Source organism: Synechococcus sp. A15-24 (assembly GCF_014280195.1).
In the GTDB taxonomy this organism is placed as follows: Bacteria; Cyanobacteriota; Cyanobacteriia; order PCC-6307; family Cyanobiaceae; genus Parasynechococcus.
Genome location: NZ_CP047960.1, coordinates 229,799 through 252,681 on the forward strand (window position 1 = coordinate 229,799; position 22,883 = coordinate 252,681).

At 63.5% G+C, this 22,883-nt stretch carries 19 protein-coding genes; 9 read left to right on the forward strand and 10 right to left on the reverse strand.

Going from position 1 to position 22,883, the window contains the following annotated elements; all coding sequences use genetic code 11:
• Positions 1-15: 15 nt before the first annotated feature.
• The 5 genes from SynA1524_RS01125 to kdsA all read right to left on the reverse strand — a co-directional run bounded on the left by SynA1524_RS01125 (position 16) and on the right by kdsA (position 3,899).
• Positions 16-858 (reverse strand): hypothetical protein, encoded by an 843-nt coding sequence (locus SynA1524_RS01125; protein ID WP_186498598.1) that lies wholly within the window; start codon positions 856-858, stop codon positions 16-18.
• On the reverse strand, positions 819-1,202 hold the full coding sequence (locus SynA1524_RS01130) for a hypothetical protein (protein WP_186498599.1): 384 nt from the start codon (positions 1,200-1,202) through the stop codon (positions 819-821). Before SynA1524_RS01130 ends, SynA1524_RS01125 begins: the two co-directional genes overlap by 40 nt.
• 45 nt (positions 1,203-1,247) lie before the next feature.
• Positions 1,248-1,892 carry a hypothetical protein gene (locus SynA1524_RS01135; RefSeq protein WP_186498600.1) on the reverse strand — a complete coding sequence of 215 codons (645 nt, stop codon included), beginning with the start codon at positions 1,890-1,892 and terminating at the stop codon, positions 1,248-1,250.
• A gap of 115 nt (positions 1,893-2,007) precedes the next feature.
• Positions 2,008-3,051 carry a hypothetical protein gene (locus tag SynA1524_RS01140; RefSeq protein ID WP_186498601.1) on the reverse strand — a complete coding sequence of 348 codons (1,044 nt, stop codon included), beginning with the start codon at positions 3,049-3,051 and terminating at the stop codon, positions 2,008-2,010.
• Complete coding sequence (gene kdsA / locus SynA1524_RS01145; RefSeq protein ID WP_186498602.1) at positions 3,048-3,899, reverse strand: 3-deoxy-8-phosphooctulonate synthase; 852 nt, start codon at positions 3,897-3,899, stop codon at positions 3,048-3,050. The genes SynA1524_RS01140 and kdsA overlap by 4 nt, the downstream gene beginning before the upstream one ends.
• A gap of 71 nt (positions 3,900-3,970) precedes the next feature.
• On the opposite strand from kdsA, the gene SynA1524_RS01150 reads away from it, so the two are divergent.
• The 5 genes from SynA1524_RS01150 (at position 3,971) to katG (ending at position 10,999) form a co-directional block, all read left to right on the forward strand.
• Positions 3,971-6,364, forward strand: coding sequence for a UvrD-helicase domain-containing protein (locus SynA1524_RS01150; RefSeq protein WP_186498603.1), 2,394 nt, complete (start codon positions 3,971-3,973; stop codon positions 6,362-6,364).
• On the forward strand, positions 6,357-7,226 hold the full coding sequence (locus SynA1524_RS01155; RefSeq protein ID WP_186498604.1) for a sulfotransferase: 870 nt from the start codon (positions 6,357-6,359) through the stop codon (positions 7,224-7,226). The genes SynA1524_RS01150 and SynA1524_RS01155 overlap by 8 nt, the downstream gene beginning before the upstream one ends.
• Positions 7,227-7,251: 25 nt before the next feature.
• Positions 7,252-7,962 carry a glycosyltransferase family protein gene (locus tag SynA1524_RS01160; RefSeq protein ID WP_186498605.1) on the forward strand — a complete coding sequence of 237 codons (711 nt, stop codon included), beginning with the start codon at positions 7,252-7,254 and terminating at the stop codon, positions 7,960-7,962.
• Positions 7,962-8,741, forward strand: a complete 780-nt coding sequence (kdsB, locus tag SynA1524_RS01165; protein WP_186498606.1) for a 3-deoxy-manno-octulosonate cytidylyltransferase — start codon at positions 7,962-7,964, stop codon at positions 8,739-8,741. Before SynA1524_RS01160 ends, kdsB begins: the two co-directional genes overlap by 1 nt.
• 68 nt (positions 8,742-8,809) lie before the next feature.
• Positions 8,810-10,999 carry a catalase/peroxidase HPI gene (katG, locus tag SynA1524_RS01170; RefSeq protein ID WP_186498607.1) on the forward strand — a complete coding sequence of 730 codons (2,190 nt, stop codon included), beginning with the start codon at positions 8,810-8,812 and terminating at the stop codon, positions 10,997-10,999.
• A 61-nt stretch (positions 11,000-11,060) separates the two neighbouring features.
• Here the strand turns inward: katG and SynA1524_RS01175 are convergent, their stop codons facing one another.
• Genes SynA1524_RS01175 through SynA1524_RS01185 form a run of 3 tightly spaced genes read right to left on the reverse strand, consistent with a single transcriptional unit; the run spans position 11,061 to position 13,472 of the window.
• On the reverse strand, positions 11,061-11,906 hold the full coding sequence (locus SynA1524_RS01175) for a sulfotransferase family protein (RefSeq protein ID WP_186498608.1): 846 nt from the start codon (positions 11,904-11,906) through the stop codon (positions 11,061-11,063).
• Positions 11,890-12,456, reverse strand: coding sequence for a KdsC family phosphatase (locus SynA1524_RS01180; protein WP_186498609.1), 567 nt, complete (start codon positions 12,454-12,456; stop codon positions 11,890-11,892). The genes SynA1524_RS01175 and SynA1524_RS01180 overlap by 17 nt, the downstream gene beginning before the upstream one ends.
• Positions 12,453-13,472, reverse strand: a complete 1,020-nt coding sequence (locus tag SynA1524_RS01185; RefSeq protein WP_186498610.1) for a KpsF/GutQ family sugar-phosphate isomerase — start codon at positions 13,470-13,472, stop codon at positions 12,453-12,455. The genes SynA1524_RS01180 and SynA1524_RS01185 overlap by 4 nt, the downstream gene beginning before the upstream one ends.
• A gap of 12 nt (positions 13,473-13,484) precedes the next feature.
• Here SynA1524_RS01185 and SynA1524_RS01190 point away from each other — a divergent pair, with 12 nt between their 5' ends.
• Positions 13,485-14,696, forward strand: coding sequence for a tRNA nucleotidyltransferase/poly(A) polymerase family protein (locus SynA1524_RS01190; protein ID WP_186498611.1), 1,212 nt, complete (start codon positions 13,485-13,487; stop codon positions 14,694-14,696).
• Complete coding sequence (locus SynA1524_RS01195) at positions 14,693-16,120, forward strand: glycosyltransferase family protein (RefSeq protein WP_186498612.1); 1,428 nt, start codon at positions 14,693-14,695, stop codon at positions 16,118-16,120. Before SynA1524_RS01190 ends, SynA1524_RS01195 begins: the two co-directional genes overlap by 4 nt.
• Here the strand turns inward: SynA1524_RS01195 and selD are convergent.
• A complete protein-coding gene (gene selD / locus SynA1524_RS01200) occupies positions 16,065-18,089 on the reverse strand; it encodes a selenide, water dikinase SelD (RefSeq protein WP_186498613.1) in 2,025 nt (674 codons plus the stop codon). The genes SynA1524_RS01195 and selD overlap by 56 nt on opposite strands.
• Entirely contained in the window at positions 18,086-19,120 is a 1,035-nt protein-coding gene (galE, locus tag SynA1524_RS01205) for a UDP-glucose 4-epimerase GalE (protein ID WP_186498614.1), read from the reverse strand. Before galE ends, selD begins: the two co-directional genes overlap by 4 nt.
• A gap of 89 nt (positions 19,121-19,209) precedes the next feature.
• On the opposite strand from galE, the gene SynA1524_RS01210 reads away from it, so the two are divergent.
• Complete coding sequence (locus SynA1524_RS01210; protein WP_186498615.1) at positions 19,210-19,965, forward strand: peptidylprolyl isomerase; 756 nt, start codon at positions 19,210-19,212, stop codon at positions 19,963-19,965.
• Positions 19,965-22,883, forward strand: a complete 2,919-nt coding sequence (locus tag SynA1524_RS01215) for a peptidase domain-containing ABC transporter (protein WP_186498616.1) — start codon at positions 19,965-19,967, stop codon at positions 22,881-22,883. The genes SynA1524_RS01210 and SynA1524_RS01215 overlap by 1 nt, the downstream gene beginning before the upstream one ends.

Sequence of the window (22,883 nt, forward strand, 5' to 3'; positions counted from 1 at the left end):
ACAACAGCGGAATGTCTATGGGCGTGACTTCATCAGAAAGGTCCTGCTTGAGGTAGTTGTGCAGCACTGGATGCTGGGTCTGTCGTCCTGAAACAACAGTTCGGCAAGACGTCGCTTGCGTTGGCGGACCGCTGGATCGATGCTGTTCAGGTTGGTGCGGGTCGTCGTGGTTGGGTTGCGTTGGATGGGTGCTGTTGTCGCTTTGGGTTGTTGCTTTTGACCGTCCGGTAGCTCTGAGATCAGGGCGTTTTGAAGCTCTGTCTGCCGGGTGGTGATGCTGGTGAATGGAATCACCAGACAGGGAATGTTGAGAGCAGCGCAGCGGTCGATCCAGCCATCGATCAGGTTCTGAATCAATGGCAAGTAGCGCACAGCCAACAGCTCAAACCGCTCGGAAGGATTGAGATCCTGAAAGTGGGATAAGCCCTCGATGCGGTTGATCAGCTTGGGGTCAATCGGACCGCTACCCCTGTCGCAATGGGCGATCAGGGAGCAGACCAACTGTCCCAGCGGACGGATGGGGATGCAGCAAACCGCTGGTTGGTAGCGGCGGGCGATCCGTTTGAGGTTCAGGCGCGTGGGCAGGTAATGGCCGTAGACCAGTGCCGCCTTAGGAGGTCGCTTTAGGCCGCTGTGAAACCGCCACCGCTCCAAACGACGCACAGCATCGATCTTCAGGCTCTGATGAACATCACCGTCCATGGCAGGCCTGTCTAAACCGGGAGGCATTAGGGCTTCCACCAGGGCCGTCAGGGTCTGGCTAGCGGTTTTGGGAGGTGCCGGGATTAGAACCGCCGGCGCTGTCCAGGGGTGGACGCTCACCATTTCACCTGCCAGGGCCAGCGATCCGGTAGGCACATGAACTGATCCCCGCCGATGCAGTCCTCAAGTCGCAGGATGCGGTCGTCGATGAAGGATTCCCCAACGACCGCCAGCGCGGGGAGCAGGGCCCAGGCGCAGCCCTGACGGGCAGTCCAGACCATCAGGGACAGCATCCAGAACAAACCGATCGGGTCCAGGCAGCGACTGAGGATGGGTGCCAGGACTCCTGTAGCCATGGATAGCTGGATCAGACCCAGCAGCAGGCTGTAGGCAAACAGCGTCCGCGCATCGTGATCGGCGGCCATGGCGGCGGGCCTCAGCCGGGCTCGCCAGATGGTCAACGCCACAGCCACCAGAGCGGACAGCTCAAGTCCGAACACCGCTTTGCGCAGTCCGTAGGTGTTGAAGTATCTGGCCTCAAACAGTTAGCTGCTCAGCTTCTCAATCAGTGCGGGCTGACTGAGGGCGATGCCGATGCTCACCATCACTAGCAGGCTGGCCAGAGTGATGGTTCGCCGGCCTGTGTTCTGTAGCAGCCCTGGACGGGTCAGAACGGGGACCAGGGCCAGGGTCGTTGTGATCGGAAGACTGTTATGAGCCAGGGCAGAGCCAGCGACGGCGGCGGCAACCCAGCCCCAACCGATCTGGCACCAGCCGGCGACGCGCAGCAGCAGGGGAGTGATCAGCACCGTGGCCAGGGCCTGGCGGGTGACACCGTTCTGCAGGAAGTTGCGGAGCAAGGGGGACCACAGCACCAGCAGGGCCCAGAGGCCACCCCACTGCGGTCGCTGTGTTGCCCTCGAAAGCATGAGTGGCACCACGGCATACCCAACCGCCACGAGTCCATGCAGGCTCGCCAACCGGTAGGGCAGAGCACTGATCAACGGGGCTGCCGCAATCCAGAGCGGTTCATCCAACACATCACGGGGGTCAATCGCCAGGTAACGGCTGAAGCGGGTGATGTCACTGGTGCCCCAGTTGGCCAGGGTGAAGAACAGCGTGCTGAGTGCCACCAGACCAGCGGCGAGACACCACCAGCGGCGAGACACCACCAGCGGCGACCCAACCACCCCATGCAGGTCGCCAGCAGCAGTTGCCCGATGGCCAGGGCCAGCATTGCTTCGGGATTTGTGGTGACCTGATCAATCCGGTAAGGCGCCTCGCTGGGGAAGCTCAGCAGCAGGGTCATGGCAACGCTCCACGCAACACCCGAGCCATGGTCTCGGGTGTTCGCACCTGGGAGAACCCCCAGAAGGGCTCCAGCAGTGACCGAATGGCCTGTTGATCGTCACCGCAGGCCTTCAGCGTCTCCCCCAGTTCCTGACGGCAGCTCCATTCGATCTGTTCCCGTTCCTGTTGTTCCGTGGAGAGGGAGGAGAGGTCCTGGTGGCTGTTGACTTCCAGCCAATGCAGACGCCGGTTACATGCAACGGCGTAACCCAGGTGGGTGCCGAAACTGTTGCTGGCCAGGCCGTCGCAGAGCTCCAGCAGGGTCCGCATGCTGTCCAGGAACCAGGGATTGGAGCGATGACCATTGCAGGCCTGAATCCAGTCCGGCGGCAGGGGCAGCGATTGAGGGTCTTGCCAGTGCCGCAGCCAAATCACCCGTTGGTATCCCTGTTCTTGGCAGAGACGCTGCAGGGCGGTGATCGCGCCAGAGCAGTCGTTATGCCGTTGAACAGATCCCCAGCTGTGGGCCAGCACCACCAGCAGCGTGCTGCCCAGCTCATGCCGCAGTTCGCGGATTGTTTCGGCTGCCATCACCGGGCGTGCGTAGGCGATCCAAGGGCCGATCGGGATGGCCGGGCGTTGATGCCGTTCTGCGATCCAGGCTGCTCGCCTGGGACCCATGCACAGATATCCCTGGCTCCAGGGTGTCGGCGGTTCGAATTCGGCCTCGCGGCTCACTTTCAGTCCATGCTCCAGCAACCACGGCAATGGCCGACCCACCAGCGGTAGACCGGCATGGCGCTTGAGCTGGATGTCGTGCCCGTAGTGATGGGAGGCGTTATCCCGTTCCCGCCGTGAAGGAGAGCGCAGGCTTTGATCCGGAGCCTGCCACTGCCCTTGGATCCAGAGCGATGTGGCTACAGCGGGATTAAATGGCCGGGCAACGAACGCCTGGGATACCAGGCCGCGGTAGCCCTCCAGGGCTAACCACTCGTTGGCATCAGGCCAGTGGGGCCGGCTGCTCCGCAGCAGGCTGCGCAGCGACCAGCGGATGCTCAACGGATCTCCAGGGCTGGCTGGGACTTCACCAGATCGTCGATCGCTTTCACCTGGCCGAGAAATGGCTCCAGCTGATCCAGGGGCAGAGCACTTGGCCCGTCGCAGCGGGCCTGGTTGGGATCGGGGTGGGCTTCGAGGAACAGACCCGCCAGGCCCACAGCCATCCCCGCTTTGGCCAGATCCACCACCTGGGAGCGACGGCCACCGGAGGCGGCACCGCCGGGGTCGCGGCACTGGAGGGCATGGGTGACATCGAAGATCAGAGGCAGGTCGTCGCAGGTGCGTTTCATCACCCCAAAGCCGAGCATGTCCACCACGAGGTTGTCGTAGCCGAAGTTGGTGCCGCGCTCACAGAGAAGCAGTTGCTCATTGCCGCATTCGCGGAATTTGTCAACGATGTTGCGCATCTGTTCCGGGCTGAGGAACTGCGGCTTCTTGATGTTGATCACCGCTCCTGTTTCAGCCATCGCCCGCACCAGATCGGTCTGCCTGGCCAGGAAAGCCGGCAGCTGAATGATGTCAGCCACCTTGGCGGCTGCCGTGGCCTCCTCCGGACTGTGGACGTCTGTGATCACAGGGATGCCGAGGGTGTCTTTGACGGCTTGCAGAATTTGCAGACCAGCCTCTAGTCCTGGCCCACGGAAGGAATGGATTGAGGAACGATTGGCCTTGTCGTAAGAGGCCTTGAACACCAGGGGGATTCCCAGGCGTTCGCACACCTGCTTGTAATGGCCAGCGCAGCGCAGCGCGAAGTCCAGATCCTCCAGGACGTTCACACCGCCGAGCAAGGCGAAGGGGCGGTCGTTGGCGAAGGTGATGTTGCCGAGCTGAATCTGACGTGCTGCCATCACCGACCACTGCTGCCAACTCGGAGCTTACCGGCTCTGTTTTGCGGGGTTATGAGCGATAGCCTCCAGCCATGAGCTTTCTGGCCGGCCTCAACGACGCCCAGCGCAGGGCGGTGGACCACCACGAAGGGCCCCTGCTGGTGGTGGCCGGTGCCGGCAGCGGCAAGACCCGTGCCCTCACCCACCGGATTGCCCATCTGATCGGCGAGCACGGCGCTGATCCGGCTCAGATCCTGGCGGTGACCTTCACCAACAAGGCCGCCCGTGAGATGAAGGAACGGCTGGAGGTGCTGCTGGCTCAGAAGCTGGCCCAGAGCCAGTACGGCCAGCCCTGGAGCACCCTGCCGCCGGTGGATCAACGGCAGTTGCGCTCACGCATCTACCGCGAGGTCAGCAAGGAGTTGTGGATCGGCACCTTCCACGCCCTGTTCGCGCGGATGCTCCGCTACGACATCGACAAGTTCAAGGACGCCGAGGGGCTGAGCTGGACCAAGCAGTTCTCGATCTACGACGAGGCCGATGCCCAGAGCCTGGTGAAGGAGATCGTGACCCAGGAACTGCAGCTCGATCCAAAGCGATTTGAGCCAAAGAAGACCCGCTGGGCCATCAGCAACGCCAAGAACCAGGGCTGGTTGCCGGATCAGCTTGAGGCCAATGCTGAAGGTCAGCGGGGCAAGCTCACCGCCGATGTGTACCGCCGCTACCGCAGGGCGCTGGCGGCGAACAATGCGCTGGATTTCGATGATCTGCTGTTGCTGCCTGTGCAGCTGCTGCAGCAGAACGAGCAGGTGCGTAGCTACTGGCACCGCCGCTTCGCCCATGTGTTGGTGGATGAATATCAAGACACCAACCGCACCCAGTACGACCTAATCAAGCTGTTGGTCACCGATGGCAAGGACCCGCAGACCTACAACGACTGGAGCGGACGCTCGGTGTTCGTGGTGGGAGATGCCGACCAGAGCATCTACAGCTTCCGCGCCGCCGACTTCACGATCCTGATGGGTTTCCAGGAGGACTTCGGTGATCAGGCGCCGGACGACGCCACCCGCACGATGGTGAAGCTGGAGGAGAACTACCGCTCCACCGCCACGATCCTGGCGGCGGCCAATGCCCTGATCGCCAAAAACAGCGAGCGGATCGACAAGGTGCTGCGACCCACCCGCGGCGAAGGGGAGTTGATCAGCCTCACCCGATGCGATGACGAAATCGCCGAGGCCGAGGCGGTGGTGCATCGGCTGCGGACGATGGAGGCGGCCAACCCCGAATTGAGCTGGGGCGATATGGCCGTGCTGTATCGCACCAATGCTCAGTCCCGCTCGATCGAGGAATCGCTGGTGCGCTGGGGCATCCCTTACATCGTTGTTGGGGGACTTCGTTTTTATGACCGGCGGGAGATCAAGGATCTGCTGGCCTATCTGCGGCTGTTGGTGAATCCGGCGGACACCGTCAGCCTGCTGCGGGTGATCAATGTGCCCAAACGGGGCATCGGCAAGACCACGATTCAGCGGCTCACTGATGCCGCCAATCAATTGGGAATTCCGCTTTGGGATGTGGTGAGTGATGCCGAAGCCGTGCGATCCCTTGGGGGACGGTCAGCCCGTGGTCTGCTGCAGTTCTGTGAGTTGCTCCACGACCTGCGCCGTCAGGTGCAGGTCGTGGCTCCGTCCGAGCTGATCCAGCAGGTGATGGAAAAGAGCGGCTACGTCAGCGAACTGATCGCGGAAGGCACCGATGAAGCGGAGGAACGTCGCCGCAACCTGCAGGAATTGGTCAACGCGGCTCTTCAGTACCAGGAGGAGAACGAGGAGGGGGATCTCGAAGGCTTCCTGGCCACGGCGGCGTTGTCGAGCGATGCCGACAGCAAGGACACCGCAGCGGATCGGGTCACCCTGATGACCTTGCACAGCAGCAAGGGCCTCGAATTTCCTGTGGTCTGCCTGGTGGGGCTGGAGCAGGGCCTGTTTCCCAGCTACCGCTCCCTCGATGATCCGGCCTCCCTGGAGGAGGAGCGCCGCCTCTGCTACGTCGGCATCACCCGCGCCAAGGAGCGCCTGTTTCTCTCCCATGCCAGTGAGCGTCGGCTCTGGGGTGGCATGCGCGAGGCCGCCGTGCCGTCGGTGTTTCTTTCAGAGCTGCCGGAGGCCCTGGTGCAGGGGGATCTCCCCCAGAGCGGTGGGGCGGCCCTGCGCCGGGAAAGACGCCTGGAGCGGCTCACCCGTGTGGATCGCGACAAGCCGACGACCGCTCCGGCCAATGCGGTGCGCCGCCGCCAGGCGGGTCCGGCCCCCGGGCGCAGCTGGAACGTTGGGGATCGCGTCACCCATGCCAGCTTCGGGGTTGGGGAGATCACCCACACCTTCGGTAGTGGCGAGAAGGTGTCGATCGCGGTGAAGTTCGCTGGGATGGGGCCGAAGATCCTTGATCCGCGGTTGGCGCCGATCGAGCCGATTGCCGCCGATGACTGAGCCCGGATTGCTGCTTATCCGTGGTCTGGGCCACAGCGGCAGCACCATCCTTGATCTGGCCCTCGGAGCCCATCCGCAGCTGATTGGCCTGGGGGAGGCGGTGCGGGTGCTGGAGCGACCCCATCTCGGCGAAGAGCACAAGGGGCCGCAGCAACTGCGGGGCGATCTCCGCTTTGAACGTCGCTGCACCTGTGGTGAGCTGGCCGGCGACTGTCCGGTATGGGGACCGCTGCTGGCGTGGTTGCCAGCTCACGACGATCGCCCCCTGCCGGAGAAGTTCAACCGCTTGATTGAGCCGTTGACCGCTTCGTCGCCCCGCTGGTTGGTGGAGTCGTTTCAGGCGGATGAGCAGCTGCTGGAGGCTCAAGCACTGGGTCGTCCGGTGCGGGTGATTCAGCTCACCCGTGATGTGCGCTCCTGGGTGCATTCAGAATCGCGGCGAGGTGTGGAACGCCATGGCCGCGGCGGAACTGTGGGTTGGCGCTCAATGCTGCGCTGGTGGCGCATCAATCGCTGTTGGGAGCAACGCTTGAACCGCTCCGGTTGTGCAGTGTTTCGGCTCGGTTACGAGGAGTTGGCCCTGGCTCCGGAGCAGGCCCTTCAGCAGCTCTGCGCTTGGCTTGAGGTTGGCTTCGATCCGGCGATGCTGCAGCCGGGGCTGAACTCCAGCAGTCACATCGTCAGTGGCAACCGCATGCGGTTCGACCCCGCTCAGAGCCAGGCGATTCGTTACGACGCGGCCTGGCTCTCTTCTGCGGCCCTATCTCTTCGGGTCGCGCCGTTGCTGCCAGCCGTGGCTCGCCTCAACCGCCGGCTCGTTTACAGCAATGGTTTGCTCGGAAGTGTCTGGCCCTCGGCCTAACCTCCCTGCCAGCCACTACCGGGCCGTGTCCACCGTTCCCTCGCCGATCCCGATTTTCATCGGCTACGACCCTCGGGAACGGGCCGCCACCAATGTGCTGATCGACAGCTTGTATCAGCACAGCAGTGTGCCGCTGGCTATCACGCCGTTGGTGGCGCACCAGTTGGAAGCTCAGGGCTTGTACTGGCGCGAACGTGATCCCAAACAGAGCACCGCCTTCTCCTTCACCCGCTTCCTCGTACCGCATTTGATGGGATACCAGGGCTGGGCCCTGTTCATGGATTGCGACATGCTCTGCCGGGGAGACATCAAGCAGTTGTGGGACCAGCGCGATGACCGCTACGGCGCGATGTGTGTACAGCACGAACATGTGCCAGGTGAGACGGTGAAATTCCTTGGTGAGGTGCAGAGCGCTTACCCCAAGAAGAACTGGAGTTCGCTGATGCTGCTCAATTGCAGCCGCTGCTCAACGCTCACTGTTGATTACGTCAACTCCGCCAGTGGACTGGAGCTGCACCGCTTCCATTGGCTCGAGGGGGATCATGAGATCGGCGCCATCCAGGGCGGTTGGAATCACCTGGTGGACGTGCAGGCCCCACCGGAGCCCCTGGACGCCTCGCCGATGTTGCACTGGACCCTCGGCGGTCCCTGGTTCCGCGAGCAGCGGACCATGGGCGGGCCGTTGGCGGCGGAATGGTTCGGCGCCCGGGATGATGCGATGAAGCTCTGGAACTGATGGCGATTCAACAGGCGGTGGTGGCGGTTCCGGCCCGTCTGCAGTCCTCCCGGCTGCCGAACAAGGTGCTGGCGGAGATCGGGGAAAAACCGATGATCCAGCGGGTGCTGGAACGGTGCCGTGAGGCGTCCACCGTGCAGGCGGTGGTGCTGTGCACTGACAGTTCTCAATTGCAGCAGCTGGCGGAAGGCTGGGGCTTTCCGGTGCTGATGACCTCTCCCGATTGCAGCTCCGGCAGTGAGCGGATCGCATCGGTGGCCGATCAGCTGATGGCGCTGGCCTGGGGGGAGGGCCCTGCAGTGGCGGAGCAGACCGCCGTGATCAACGTGCAGGGGGATCAGCCGTTCATCGATCCGGCGGTGATTGACGCGATGGTGGCGGAGTTTCAGCGCCTGGATCCCGTCCCGGCCGTTGTCACCCCGGTGTATGGCCTCACCCCGGAAACCATCCACAACCCCAACGTGGTGAAAACCCTGCTGGCCCATGACGGGCGGGCGCTGTACTTCTCCCGCTCCGCTATCCCGCACGTGCGGGACGTTGATCCTGTGGACTGGCACCGCCACACCACTTACTGGGGCCATGTGGGCATGTATGGCTTCCGGGGGGATGTGCTGGCGGGCTGGGATCAGCTGCCGGCGTCACCGCTGGAGGATCTGGAACGGCTGGAGCAGTTGCGCCTGATCGAGGCGGGGCACACCATCGCCACCTTCCCTGTAGCCGGAACATCTCTATCGGTGGACACGGCGGAACAACTGGAGGAGGCCCGCGAGTTGGTGTGAGTGGCGGTCGGAATCTCAAACTTTTCATAGGTTGAGATCAGTCTTCGCACCATCCCACGGAATCTCTTGTGTCTGAGCTGATATGCCCCTTCAGTGGCCACACGGGAGCCGTCACCCCAGCCGCCAATACGGGCAACAGGGAGTGGTGGCCGAATCAGATCAACCTCGGCCTGCTGCATCAGTACCATCCATCCTCCAATCCTCTGGGAGAGGACTTTGATTACCCCGCAGCCTTTGCAGGTTTGGATCTTGAGGCGCTGAAGGCGGATCTAAAGACGTTGATGACTGACTCCCAGGACTGGTGGCCTGCGGACTGGGGGCATTACGGCGGCCTGTTCATTCGTTTGGCATGGCACAGCGCTGGCACTTATCGCAGCGCCGACGGGCGCGGTGGCGCCGGTCACGGCAACCAGCGTTTTGCCCCTCTCAATAGTTGGCCTGACAACACCAATCTCGACAAGGCCCGAAGGTTGCTCTGGCCACTGAAACGCAAATACGGCAATGCGATTTCCTGGGCTGACTTAATCATTCTCAGCGGCAATGTGGCACTGGAATCCATGGGATTCCGCACCTTTGGCTTTGCCGGCGGTCGTACAGATATTTGGCAACCCGAAGAAGACGTGTTCTGGGGCAAGGAAACCGAGTGGTTAGGGGATGAACGCCACAACAACCAGGGAAAACTGGACCAGCCGCTGGCGGCTGTCGAGATGGGACTGATTTACGTCAATCCAGAGGGGCCGCACGGCAATCCCGATCCGGTGGCCTCTGGGCCGCAAGTGCGTGACACGTTTGCTCGAATGGGGATGACGGTGGAGGAGACCGTCGCTCTCGTGGCGGGTGGCCATACCTTTGGAAAGTGTCACGGTGCGGCTCCTGCTTCACATTTGGACGCGGAACCGGAGGGGGCTGAACTGCATCAGCAGGGCCTGGGCTGGCAGAACCGTTTTGAGAGCGGCAAGGGGGAACACACCATCACCAGTGGCATTGAAGGGGCCTGGAAACCCAACCCAACCCGTTGGGACCAGGGCTATTTCGAAATGATGTTTAGCTACGAGTGGGAACTGACCAAAAGTCCTGCAGGTGCTTGGCAGTGGGTCGCCAAAAATGTGAAACCGGAACACATGGTTCCGGATGCCCATGTTCCCGGTCGCTCGTCGGCACCGATCATGACCACAGCGGATCTGTCGCTGCGTCATGACCCGGTGATGGAGCCAGTGGCCCGTCGCTTCCATAAGGATCAAGACGCTTTCGCTGCTGCATTTGCCCGAGCCTGGTTCAAGCTCACCCATCGGGATCTTGGACCGCGCAGTCTCTATTTGGGTGCAGATGTGCCGGAGGAGGTGCAGATTTGGCAAGACCCGGTGCCATCGCTCGATCATCCGTTGATTGGAACGGCCGAGATCAGCGTTCTTAAGCAACGCATCCTGGAGAGCGGCTGCAGTGTCGGTGCCCTTGTAGCTACAGCCTGGGGTTCGGCATCAACGTTCCGTGGATCCGATCGACGCGGTGGTGCCAATGGTGGCCGGATCCGTCTGCAACCCCAGAACAACTGGGAGGTGAATGATCCCGAGCAGCTGCGCACCGTGTTGACAGCGCTGGAGACGGTGCAGCGCGAGTTCAACGCGAAAGCCATCGGTGGTCAACAAGTGTCGATGGCGGATCTGATCGTGTTGGCTGGATCCGCTGCCGTTGAGCAAGCGGCCACTTCTGGTAGTCACACCGTGACGGTTCCGTTCATGCCCGGACGTATGGATGCATCCGCAGATCAGACCGACACCGCCTCATTCAATTTGCTCAAGCCGATTGCCGATGGCTTTCGCAATTGGCAGCGCATCGGTCTGCCGCTTCGCGCGGAGGAGTGCCTCGTGGACCGTGCTCAACAGCTCGGTTTGAGTACACCGGAGATGACGGTGCTGATTGCCGGCCTGCGGGTACTGGGCGCCAACACAGGCGGCAACCGCCAGGGCGTATTGACCGATCGTATCGGCGTGTTGAGCAACGATTTCTGCGTGAATTTGCTCGATATGACTACTGTCTGGTCGCCGACCAGTGAGGCCATGGAGGGTTATTCAGGCCGGGATGCCGGAGGCGCTGAACGATGGACCGCGAGCCGTGCTGATCTCGTGTTCGGCTCCAATAGCCAGCTGCGAGCCATCGTTGAGGTGTATGCCCAGGACGATGGTGGCAGTCGTTTTGTGGCCGATTTTGTTCAGGCCTGGGTGAAGGTGATGAACCTCGACCGCTTTGATCTGAGCTGAGTTCGCCCCAGCACTTGGGTTCGATTGAGGAGGGGCACACCTTCGTCTCCCTCCCGATCACTCAGTGCACCGAACACCATCGACTAGCGGTCGGCCAGAGCTGGTTGAGGTCAAGTTCCGGGCAATGGAGCTGCACGGCCGCCAGGGTCGCCTCTTGCCATTGCCCCAGCTGCTTCAGCAGCTCCTCTGGCAGGTCCGTGTCGGTGCGGCTCACATTCACCCGTTGTTCCCACTGCGGTTCCTGGTACCGCACCCCGAGGAACCGGCAGAGCTCAGCCCAGCAGTCCCGATGGAACAGCTGCTCGTAAGTGCCGATGAAGCACTGCTTCAGGCCGAAGCTGTCCTGAAGGACCGTGAGGGTGTGGCCGTAGTCACTGCGCAGATTGATCCGTTCGGGGCGCTCGCGGCAGAGATCGCGCAGGGCCTGGATTTCGCCGGCGCTGTCCTGCAGCCCCTGCTTGCGCCGTTGCATGCGCAGGCTGGAGACGATGCGCTCGATCGGGTCCCGCATCAGGAACACCGGTCGCAGTGGAACCCCCTGGTCTTCGAAGCCAGTGCGAATGGTGAGCAGGGTGGCGGCGCTGAGCCCGCAGTAGGAGGGTGTGATGTCCCCGGTGAGTTGGATTCCCGGACGCCGCAGCAGCCTGGCGAAGTAGGCGTAATACCGCTCGGGGCGTTCTAGGAAACGCTGGCGACGCCATGTACGGGGTTTCAACAAAGACCGTCGGCTGCGGCCGCTGAAGCCTGCGGCCGGCAGGGTGAGCGCGTCATGGATGTGGTACTCCTTCAAGAAGCCGAAATCAGCGTCCCGGCGTTGGTTCAGCTGAGCGTGCAGCCAGGACGTGCCAGCCTTCTGGGCCCCGAGCCCCAGCAGGAACACGCCAGGGGCGTCAGTCGTTGCGGTCACGCCAACCCCTCCGGCTCAAGCTGCGCCAGCCATCGCGAGCTTGAAGGATCCGTTCCGCTAGCTCCCGTACGGCCCCATGACCGCCGCGGCGCGCGAGCACCAGGTCGGCGCCCCGGCGCACGGGAGCGCAGGCATCGGCGGGCGCCAGAAGCAGACCCACCACTGGTCGCACGGCCAGATCATTGAGATCGTCGCCGACAAAAACGGTCTGCGAAACGGTCACCCCCACCTGCTGCTGCAGGGTCTGCAGGGCAGCGGGTTTGTCCTTGATGCCCACCAGGCAGTGTTGGATGCCCAGTTGGCGGGCCCGTACTTCGGTCGCGCCCCCACGGCCACCGCTGAGAAAGGCAATCTGCACCCCTGCCTGCTGCAGCAGACGGATGCCCAGACCGTCCCGCACGTCGAAGCGTTTGATCAGTTGCCCGTCGGCATCGAACCAGAGCCCACCATCGGTGAGCACACCATCCACATCCAGCACCAGCAGCTGCAGCTGGTTCAGCTGGCGGCGCAGTCTCCACCAGCCCAGCTGGTTCCAGCCCGGCAGCCTCATGCCAGCCCTGCCTGCACCAGATCGTGGAGCCGCAGCAGCCCCAGCAACCGTTTCTGCTCCCCCACCACAGGCAGCACCGAGATCGGTTTGCGGCGGTTGTGTTCCATCCGTTCCAAGGCCTTCACCACCAGCACATCACCGTTCACGGTGATCGGGTCCCTGGTCATCAGATCGGCTGCCGTCAGGCTGCTCCAGCTGTCGGCACTGTGGTCCTGCAGTGCTCGGCGCAGATCGCCGTCGGTGAGCAGTCCCACCAGGGAGCCTGGCTGCTCCGGGTGCTCCACCCAGCCACTGCCGATGCCGTCGCGGGTCAGACCGCCGATTACTTCAGGCAGGGGGGTCTGAGGGTGCATGGGATGCAGCTTGCTCACCGGCACCATCAGGTCGGCTGCCGTCAGCGTGAGTTGTTTGCCCAATGATCCCGCCGGATGATTGAGGGCGAAATCAGCGGGCGAGATGCCGCGCCGTTCCATCCACACGGCTGCCAGGGCATCGCCGATGGCCATCGCCACCGCAGTGCTGGCGGTGGGAGCGAGATTGAGAGGGCAAACCTCCCGGTCCACCCCGGCTTCCAGCACCACATCGCTGCCGCGGGCAAGGGAGGACTCGGCCCGGCCGACGATGGCGATCCGGCCCGTGCCGCGCCGTTTGAGGTGGGGCAGCACCTCCAGCAGTTCTGCGGTTTCGCCGCTGTTGGAGAGCAGCAGACAGACGTCTTCTGGGGCCACCACCCCCAGATCCCCGTGCAGGGCGTCCAAGGGGTTGAGGAACAGGGCCATCAGGCCGATGGAGGAAAACGTGGCGGCGATCTTGCGAGCCACGATGCCGCTTTTGCCAACACCGGTGATCACCAGCTTGGCCTTGCGGTCGGCACAGCGCTCCAGCAGCCCTAGGGCTGCTTCCACTTGATCACTGCTGAGCCGTTCCGCCGCTGCAGCGATGGCGGAGGCTTCCTCCTGCAAACAGCGAGTGAGAGCGGACAACGCCGAGATCCGTGATGATCTGACCATTGTCATGCACGCCCCGCAATGGATCTGCCGGCTGTGCCGTCAGCCCTGCTGGATGCCCTTAAGGCGGCAGCCACTGAAGCCGGTGTGCCGCGACTGGCGCTGGTGGGGGGTGTGGTGAGGGATCTGTTGCTGCATCAACGCCATGGCCGTCCCTGGACTGGCGTTCCCGATCTGGATTGGGTGGTGGAGGGCAGCGCCGCCCATCTGGCGGACGTCCTGCAAGAGCGTTGCGGGACTGAACGGTTGAGCGGTGTTCAGCATCACGGTCAGTTCGGCACGGTGGCCCTGAACCTCGATGGTGTGCCCCTCGATCTGGCCACGGCGCGACATGAGCACTATCCGGGGCCAGCACAGAACCCCGTGGTGCAGCCGGGGTCGTTGGCGGCGGATCTGGTGCGGCGTGATCTGACGATCAATGCCATGGCTCTGGACCTGATTTCCGGGGAGTTGATCGATCCCCACGGCGGCCAGAGCGATCTGGCCGCAGGCCGCCTGCAGTTTCTGCATCCCGGCAGCATCAGCGATGACCCCACCCGGGTGATCCGGGCTGCGCGCTACGGCGCCCGGCTGGGGATGGCCCTGGGTGCCGAGGGGCTTGAACAGGTGGGTGCGACCGTCGCGGCGTGGCCCTGGAGCTGGCAAGTGGGGGATGCGCCGGAGACGGCACCGCCGGCCCTGGCCACCAGGTTGCGGATGGAGCTGGAGCGGCTGCTGGACCATGAACCGTGGCCCATCGCTTTGGACCTGCTGGAGTCCTGGCATGCAATGGCTCTGGTGGATCCCTGCTTGCAGCGTGATCCCGAACGAACCCGACGTCTGCGTTGGGGGCAACGCCTCGGGCTGCCACTGATGACGGCGCTGTTGGCGGCTGCGGCTGATCCTTGGGCTGTGGCGCGCCGCCTGCAGATTCCCGGCCAGCAGCAGCAGTGGTTGGAACGGCTGCCATCGCTGCAGGGCTGGTTGGCGTCGCATCCACTGCCCGTCCAGGCATCCCCAGATGCCTGGACGACAGCGCTGGAGCGCGGTGGTTGGCCGCCGCAGACGGTGGCGCTGATGGTGACGCTGCGGCCTGCGGCGTGGAGGCCACTGCTGCGTTGGTGGGGCCGCTGGCGGCATATTCAGTCGCCCCAGAATGCGCGCCAGTTGATCGCCGAGGGATGGCAACCGGGCCCAGGTCTGGGTGAGGAATTGCGCCGCCGTCGCGGCGTGCTGCTGGATCAGGGGCGATGAGACGAACGGCTCAGCTCTGGACCCTTATGGCTGCGCTGGTGGCGGCGGCCTTCGCTCTGCGGACCCTGGTGTTGATCGATGCCACCGCCCTGTGGAGCGATGAGCTCTACAGCGTGGGTAAAAGCTTCCAGCCAAGCCCGCTGGAGCTGTTGGGAATGCTGCGGCAGGACACCCATCCACCCTTTTATTACGGCCTGCTCTGGGTCTGGGGGCAACTGGTGGGGCAAAGCCCCGTCAGTCTGCGGTTGCTCTCCTGGTTGGCCTATCTGGCAGGGGGTGCCGTGATGGTGGCCCAGGCGCTGGCCCTCAGTGATGGTCGGCAGCGGGTGCTGCCCCTGGCGCTTCTGCTGGCGTTCTGCAGTCCCTACCCCGTGCGCTTCGCCATCGAGGGGAAAAGCTATGCGCTGCTGGTGCTGCTGGTGGCGCTGGCCTGGTGGTGGCGTCGTGCCGAACGATCTGTGGCCTATGGAGTGGTGGCGGCGCTGGCGGGCCTCACTCACTTCTACGGTCTGTTTCTGGTGCTTTCGGCAGCCGCCTGGGATGGGGCAAGGCGGCGCTGGCGTCTGGCGGGAGCTGCCGTGCTGGGGGCCATCCCAGCTTTGGGATGGATCATTTATTCCGCGGATTATCTGTTCAGTTCCCGCTCCGGCAGCTGGATCGGCCCACCGGACTTCGCCCTGCTGGAGGAGTCCCTGGCTCGGGCTCTGGGGCTCTGGCCCCTTCCCAAGCTGCTGTTGCTGTTGGTGCTCTTCGGGGGGCTGCAGCGTTGGGGCGGGATGCAACCGCTGCCATGGCGACGGAACCGTTTGCTGGATCGCAGTGCGCTGTTGCCCTCTGCTGTGATGGTGCTGGCTGTGGTGTTGGTCTCCTTTGTTAAGCCGCTGGCCTTCAGTCGCTATTTCGTGGTGCTGTTGCCGTCGGTGCTGCCGCTGCTGTGTGTGCTGCTGACCGCCTCACCACTCCATCGCTGGGGGCAACGTGTGGTGCTGGGGGTGTTGGTGCTGCTGCTGATCAGTTGGTGGGGGCTAGGTTTTTCGGAGCTGGATCCCGCAGCCGGCGGGGTGCGTGAACAGGACCAGTTCCGTGCGATCAGCCAGCGCACCAGCGGACAGAGGGAGCGCTACAGCCCCCGGGCCCGCCTGTTCAACCTCAGTGATCAGATGGAGTTCTCCATGGGACGCATCACTGCTCCACAGCTGCCCTGGGGCGATCGCGATGAACTGCGGGAACGGCTGTTGCGTTCACCGCTGCCGGATGAGCTTTGGCTGGCCAGCAGCGGGCCTCCGCAGAAGCTGAATCGCAAACTCAAGCCGCTGCAGCAGCAGGCCGAAGCCGCTGGATATGCCTGTGCCGACCGTTCTGAAGGCCTCAGCCATGGTCGGCTGTTGCGTTGCCGATCGGGATCCAGGGGCCCTCGGCTGTGAGGGTCTGCGCTGTGGTTTCTGGACAGGCCAGCAGCAAGGGACCGCAGGTCTGGGGATCAACCAGCAGCTCAAGCAGTGCCTGTGAGGGTTCCTCATCCAGTTGGATGGGCCCATCCAGCCACTGCCAGCTGCGGCGGTTGGCCGGCGCCAGGCTGCTGGCGTAGCCCTGAGCCAATCGATCCATGGCCTCGGGGTATGCCGGAATGCATTTGGCCCAAAGGGTGACTCGCAGGGGGGAGCTGCTCGCCAGCATTTCCCCCAGATGCCCGAGCAGACCGAAGCCGGTGACATCGGTGCAGGCGTGAATCGCCTGGCGATGGGGCTCCAGTTGATCCAGCAATCGGTGCTGACTGCGGCACATGTGCTGGAGCACGGTGTCCAAAGCTTCGGGTTGGCAGGCACCCGCCATCGCAGCAGCGAACAACACGCCGGTGCCCAGGGGGCGACTCAACAGCAGCACATCACCGTGGGCGATTCCCCCCTTGTTCCAGGGGGAAGCGCTGCGACCGTTGACGCAGAGGCTCAGCTGCACCCCAAGGCTGGGGCTGTGCGGGGGTTCACTGCGGGATTCCAGAGTGTGACCTCCGATCAGCTGCGCCTGCTGTTCCTGCAGCACCGATCGCACACCGCACAGCGTCTGCACCAGCAGTTCCTGCTGCTCCGCCGCCTCCAGCACGGGCAGGGTCACGATCGCTTGCGCGCTGTCGACCCTTGCACCGCTGGCCCAGAGATCGGAGCAGGCATGGAGGGTGGTGAGTCGAGCGTTCAGCCAGGGGTCGCTGACCAGTGCTGGGAACCCATCCACGCTCTGCAGCAGCGGCGGATCGCCCTCGATGCGTGCCGCATCCTCCGGCGGCCCGCTGAGCCCGGCCTGGTCCAGGGCGGCTTCGAGGGGCTGGGCCGGCAGCTTGGCCGCGCACCCCCGACACGCCATCGGTGCTGATGACGTCATTGGTTCGCTGCTGCGGAACCCCGCCATGAAGCGTCGGTCGATCCGTCGCTTCCACTGCCAGAGCCATCTGGAGGGCCCCAGCTGCCAACGTCCCCGGCGTGCCCAGGCCCGGCCCTGCTGATCGCCGATCAGCTGCAGTGCTTCGCGCTGCGGCCGCCAGGGGCGCAGCGGGCGATCCAGGCAACTGGCTTCCAGGTTCCGTGCCAGGGGGATGGCGGCTCTCACGGCCCAGACGCCGGAGGCCGGCCTGGGAGCTGCAGCCATAACGGCGCAGTCACCGCTGGCGAAGACATGCTCGCTGCCTTCCACTTGCATCTGGGCATTGGTGCGCAGGCGGCCATCGCCATCCACCGGCAGATCGCTGGCTGCCAGCCAGTGGGGGGCGCGACTGCCGGTGCAAAGCAGCCGGGGGCCAGCCAAGGCCTCGGGGGTCGTGACCAGGTCGATCGATGCCGCCGAAAGGATCCGCCGCTCCAGGGGACCTGGACCGTTTGAACGGGTTTGAAGCTGCAACGGGCGGTGAGGCCAGCGGCGCCGCAGCGCCAGCACCACCTCCATGGCAGCGGCGCCAGCCCCGACCACCGTGAAGGGGGTTGTGCTGTTGGGATCCTCGGAGGCGATGAAGGCCAGGGCCGGCTCCAGTGGCTTGATCGCGATGCCTTCAGCGCTTGGCCTGCTGATGGCACCGACATCGAGGCTGAGCAGACCGAAGTGGAGGGGCGGGCGTTCTGCGAGCAACAGACAGCGCTGGGCGGGGTCCAGGCCGGTGATCTCCGCCTGCACGAAGGCCACACCGGCGCGATCGCAGAGGGAGCGCAGATCGATGGCGGCTTCCTCCGGTGGGTCGATCCCGGCGATCAGGGCGGGAACCATGCCCGAATACAGCGCTGTACTGCAGCGGTTGATCAGCAGCACAGAACGGGCCGGCCGTCGGGTTGGATCCATGGCCCAGCGTTTGAGGATCAGCGCGTGGCTGTGGCCTCCGCCGGCCAGCAGCAGTGGCCCGGCAGGACTCATGGTGCTGACCGATAGCCCATTGGATTGGCCTGCTGCCAGGCCCAGCCATCGCGGCACATGTCCACCAGGCCGCGGCGGGCGGTCCAGCCCAAGACGGCTTCCGCCTGGCGGGGACAGGCCTGCAGCCTTGGCACATCACCGGGACGGCGGGCGACCACCTCGTAGGGAATGGTGATGCCGGTGGCTTGCTCGAACCCCTTGATCACATCGAGCACACTGAGTCCTGTGCCCGTGCCGATGTTCACGGTCAACTGGGTGGGTAACTCCTGGTTGAGCAGGTGGGTGAGCGTGACGCCGTGGGCTTCGGCTAGATCCATCACGTGCAGGTAGTCGCGGATGCCGGTGCCGTCGGGTGTTGGGTAGTCCTGCCCGAAGACCCGCAGCTTGTCCCTGCGTCCTGCAGCCACCTGGGTGATGAAGGGAAAAAGGTTGTTGGGAATGCCGAGGGGGTCCTCCCCGATGCAGCCGCTGGGGTGGGCGCCTACCGGGTTGAAGTAGCGCAGGCAGGCCACCCGCCAGCTGCTGGAGCGGCAAAGTGCTCCCAGCATCTGCTCCACGGCGAGTTTGGTCTGGGCATAGGGATGCACCGGCGCGGTGGCCATGCCCTCATGCAAGGGGAATTGCTCCGGTTCGCCGTACACGGTGGAGGTGCTGCTGAACACAAGGGTTCGGCAGCCATTCCGTTCCATGGCTGCCGCCAGGACCCGACTGCCGTTGAGGTTCACATCCCAGTAGCGCAGCGGGTCGGCCACCGATTCACCCACGGCTTTGAGCCCGGCGAAGTGGATCACGCCATCCACTGGGCCGCCCGAGCGGAAGGCTCGATCCAGCACCTCAGGGTTGCGCAGATCCCCTTCCACCAGCTGTAGGGCATCGGACGCCGCCAGCTCCTGGACCCGGCGCAGGGCTTCCGGACTGCTGTTGTCGAAGTTGTCCAACACCACCAGGGAGTGGCCCTGCTCCAGCAGCACCAGGCAGGTGTGGCTGCCGATGAATCCAGCCCCTCCGGTGATCAGGATTCTGCACGTCATGGGCGTGGGCAGCGCGTGACTCGATTGTGGATCAGGTCAGAGCCAGACCAGGTGTTTGCACCTAGGGTTCGACAACTAGTGATCAACGTGTGGACGGCGGAACGACGCTTCCTGAGCTGAGGCGGGCTATAAGTCCTGACGGCCGTTCTCTTTTAAGGAAATACAACCTGCTGAAGCCTCTTGTGGAACAAATGATCACCAGCGAAGCCATCGCTGGTGTGCCTGTTCCAGCTGATGCTCTGAAAAAAGCGAAGCTTGAGCTTCTCGATCAACGGGGCTTCGAGACCATGGAGCAGTGGTCAGAGATGCTCGCTGATCTGGATCGATCCGATGACGAGGTGATTGATCGGCTCGAACGGGTGATCCGTCGCCAGGAGTACATCAGGGAGCGTTTTGCACCCAAAGCGGAAGCTCGGTTTCTGGAGCGCAAGAACGAGCTGGATCAAGTGGTCTACAGCCTGCTGCGGCTGGCCAACAATTTTCTGGCCCGAGAGTTGTACCTACAGATCGAGTCTGGGGAATCCAACTTCGCTGATCTGGCCAAGCGCTATGCCGAGGGGCCTGAGCGCAACACCAACGGCATCGTCGGGCCGGTCTCTCTGACGCAGGCCCATCCAGCGCTCGTCGAAAAGCTGCGGGTGGCCCAACCCGGTGTCCTGCTGGAGCCATTCCGCATCGCCGATTGGTGGCTGGTGGTTCGGCTGGAGCGCTACTCCCCGGCCACGTTCACGCCAGAGGTCTCGGATCGAATGTGCCGGGAAATGTTCGATGCCTGGATTGCGGAGGAAACCGCCACTACCTTGAGCCGGCTTGAAGGCGAGTTCAGCGACTTCAGCATCTCCTGATGACCCAGTCCCCTCCCTTTCCTCTTCTCAACCATCCCGCCTTCAAGGGCGTGTCCGATGCCGCTCTGACGCAGTTGCAGGACTCCACCAAGCTGCTGCGCTTCGAGCTGGGTCAGCAGCTGTGCGAGCCGGATGACATCCCGGCCAGGATTCTCGTGTTGCTGAAGGGTCAGGCCCGTCTGGTGGGTCGTCACAACGGTCGTCTCACCACCGTTGGCAAGTTCGGCCCAGGCAGCGTGATCGGTGCCGCCAGCCTGCTCTGTGGCAATCCCTGCGAGAACGTGATCACCTCGGATGAGGTGATCGCCTGCGCGATCTCCGATGAGCAGTTGACCCAGCTGTACGGCCAGGAGGAAGCGTTCCGCCTCTGGTGTGATCAGCAGCTCTGGCCTCAGGAACTGCTCGCATTGCTGGAGGTTCTTGAGGAGGGAACGGCGGAGACCGACAGTTCCGCCCTTGAACAGCTGGAGCAAGCGTTGAAGACGGCCAAGCGCTGCCGCCCTGAACCCGAGGCGATTGATGCAGCATTGGCGACGGGCGGCCGTCTGTACCTCACCAGTTGCTGGGGAAACGCCACGGTGGGCCAGCCCCTCCAGGCGGCATCAGCGTTGCCCGTGGCGGATCGGTTCTCTCAACGCCTGGTGCTGTTCCCCAACGCATCGGACGTCAGCGATGGGCCGGAGCCCGGCGGTGATCTGGTGCCCGTGAATGCTGTGGAGGATGCGGAACTGCTGCCTCCGGTCAGTCGCTACAGCCCTGAGCGCAATGTGGTGGACAGCCTGAGGCTGATTCGCGCTGAAGGCCCGATACAGGAAACGCTGGCCTGCTTCCAGATGCTGGCCCAGTTGATGAAGCTGCCGTTCCGGCGCGACTCGATCGAGAAGGTCCTGCAGGACAACCTGCGCCGTGGTCTCACTCCCAATCTTCAGTTGTGCGGCCAGTTGGCGGCAAGTCTCGGACTGCACGTGATGGCGGCCAAGGTGCCGGCTGTGACGGGCACGCGTCTGCAGGTGCCATCGATGATTCCCTGGCAGGGCGGGTTCGCCCTGGTGGTGGCCAGCAATGAGCAGGGTCTGAAGCTTGCCTCGCCGAAACAAGGCATGGTCACGCTGGGTCCCGCTGACCTGGCGGACTGTTTCCCTGAGGGCATCGAGCTGCTTCTGATGGAGCGCTCTAATGCCACACCGGATCAGAAGTTCGGTCCGGGCTGGTTCTGGCCGGCGCTGAAGCGCTATCGGGGCGTGCTGATCCAGGTGCTGGCGGCCAGTTTTGTGGTGCAGCTGTTCACCCTGGCCAATCCCCTGCTGATCCAGGTGATCATCGACAAGGTGATCAGCCAACGCAGCCTGGACACCTTGCAGGTGCTGGGCATTGCCCTGGTGGTGGTGACCATTTTGGAAGGGGTGCTGGGCAGCCTCAAGACATTCCTCTTTGCCGAAACCACCAACCGGATCGATCAGCGCCTCGGCGCCGAGGTGATCGACCACCTGCTGCGGCTTCCCCTGGGCTACTTCGACCGCCGCCCGGTGGGTGAACTCGGCACCCGGGTGGCTGAGCTCGAGAAGATCCGCAACTTCCTCACGGGTCAGGCTCTCACCACGATTCTGGATGCCGCCTTCTCGGTGATTTACATCCTGGTGATGGTGATCTACAGCTGGTTGCTTACATTGATCGCCCTGTCTGTGTTGCCGATTCAGATCGGCCTCACGGTGCTGGGGGCTCCGCTGTTCCGCCGCCAGTTCCGTGCTGCTGCGGAAGAAAACGCCAAGACCCAGAGCCATCTGGTGGAAGTGCTCACCGGGATCCAGACGGTCAAGGCTCAGAACGTGGAGATGGTCAGCCGTTGGCGTTGGCAGGAGTTTTATTCCCAGTACATCGCTCGCACGTTTGAGAAGACGATCACCGGCACCGCTCTGAATCAGACCAGCCAGGTGCTGCAGAAGATTTCGCAGCTCATGGTGCTCTGGATCGGCGCCTCAATGGTGTTAAGCGGTGACCTGACCCTTGGCCAGTTGATCGCTTTCCGGATCATCTCCGGCTATGTGACCCAGCCACTGCTGCGGTTGTCGACGATCTGGCAGAGCATCCAGGAACTGCGGGTCAGCTTCGAGCGTCTTGCCGACGTGATTGACACCCCCGAGGAATCCGATGAGGTGGATAAATCCAAGGTGATGCTGCCGCCGTTAATGGGGGAGGTGCGGTTCGAGGATCTCTCCTTCCGTTTCCGCCCCGGACAACCGGAGGTGTTGAAGGACATCAATCTGGAGATCAAGGCTGGCACCTTCGTTGGCATCGTTGGCCAGAGCGGCAGCGGCAAGAGCACCCTGATGAAGCTGCTGCCTCGGCTCTATGAGCCGGGTGACGGGCGGATCCTGATCGACGGTTACGACATCGCCAAGGTGGAGCTCTATTCACTGCGCCGACAGATCGGCATTGTTCCTCAGGATCCGTTGTTGTTCAGCGGCACCGTCAGCGAGAACATCGCGTTGACGAATCCGGAAGCGTCCAGTGAGGAGATCGTGCGTGCGGCCCGCCTGGCCAATGCCCACGACTTCATCATGGAGCTGCCCAGTGGTTACAGCACACCGGTGGGTGAACGGGGGGCGTCCCTCAGTGGTGGCCAACGGCAGCGGGTGGCAATTGCTCGGACCCTGCTGAGCAATCCCAAGTTGCTGGTGATGGACGAAGCCACCAGCGCCCTTGACTATGAAACCGAGCGCAAGGTCTGCGACAACCTGCTCGAGAACCTGGATGACCAGACGGTGTTTTTCATTACCCACCGCCTGTCCACCATCCGTCAGGCCGACGTGATTGTGATGCTGCACCAGGGGGCCGTGGTCGAGGTCGGCACCCATGAGGAGCTGATGAAGCATCGGGGTCGCTACTACGCCCTTTACCGCCAGCAGGAGAGCACCTGA

Coding starts and splice junctions, on each gene's coding strand:
- kdsA (WP_186498602.1), bottom strand. CDS start 3,899: ATGGCAGCACGTCAGATTCAGCTCGGCAACATCACCTTCGCCAACGAC.
- SynA1524_RS01150 (WP_186498603.1), top strand. CDS start 3,971: ATGAGCTTTCTGGCCGGCCTCAACGACGCCCAGCGCAGGGCGGTGGAC.
- SynA1524_RS01155 (WP_186498604.1), top strand. CDS start 6,357: ATGACTGAGCCCGGATTGCTGCTTATCCGTGGTCTGGGCCACAGCGGC.
- kdsB (WP_186498606.1), top strand. CDS start 7,962: ATGGCGATTCAACAGGCGGTGGTGGCGGTTCCGGCCCGTCTGCAGTCC.
- SynA1524_RS01180 (WP_186498609.1), bottom strand. CDS start 12,456: ATGAGGCTGCCGGGCTGGAACCAGCTGGGCTGGTGGAGACTGCGCCGC.
- SynA1524_RS01185 (WP_186498610.1), bottom strand. CDS start 13,472: ATGACAATGGTCAGATCATCACGGATCTCGGCGTTGTCCGCTCTCACT.
- SynA1524_RS01190 (WP_186498611.1), top strand. CDS start 13,485: ATGGATCTGCCGGCTGTGCCGTCAGCCCTGCTGGATGCCCTTAAGGCG.
- SynA1524_RS01195 (WP_186498612.1), top strand. CDS start 14,693: ATGAGACGAACGGCTCAGCTCTGGACCCTTATGGCTGCGCTGGTGGCG.
- selD (WP_186498613.1), bottom strand. CDS start 18,089: ATGAGTCCTGCCGGGCCACTGCTGCTGGCCGGCGGAGGCCACAGCCAC.
- galE (WP_186498614.1), bottom strand. CDS start 19,120: ATGACGTGCAGAATCCTGATCACCGGAGGGGCTGGATTCATCGGCAGC.
- SynA1524_RS01215 (WP_186498616.1), top strand. CDS start 19,965: ATGACCCAGTCCCCTCCCTTTCCTCTTCTCAACCATCCCGCCTTCAAG.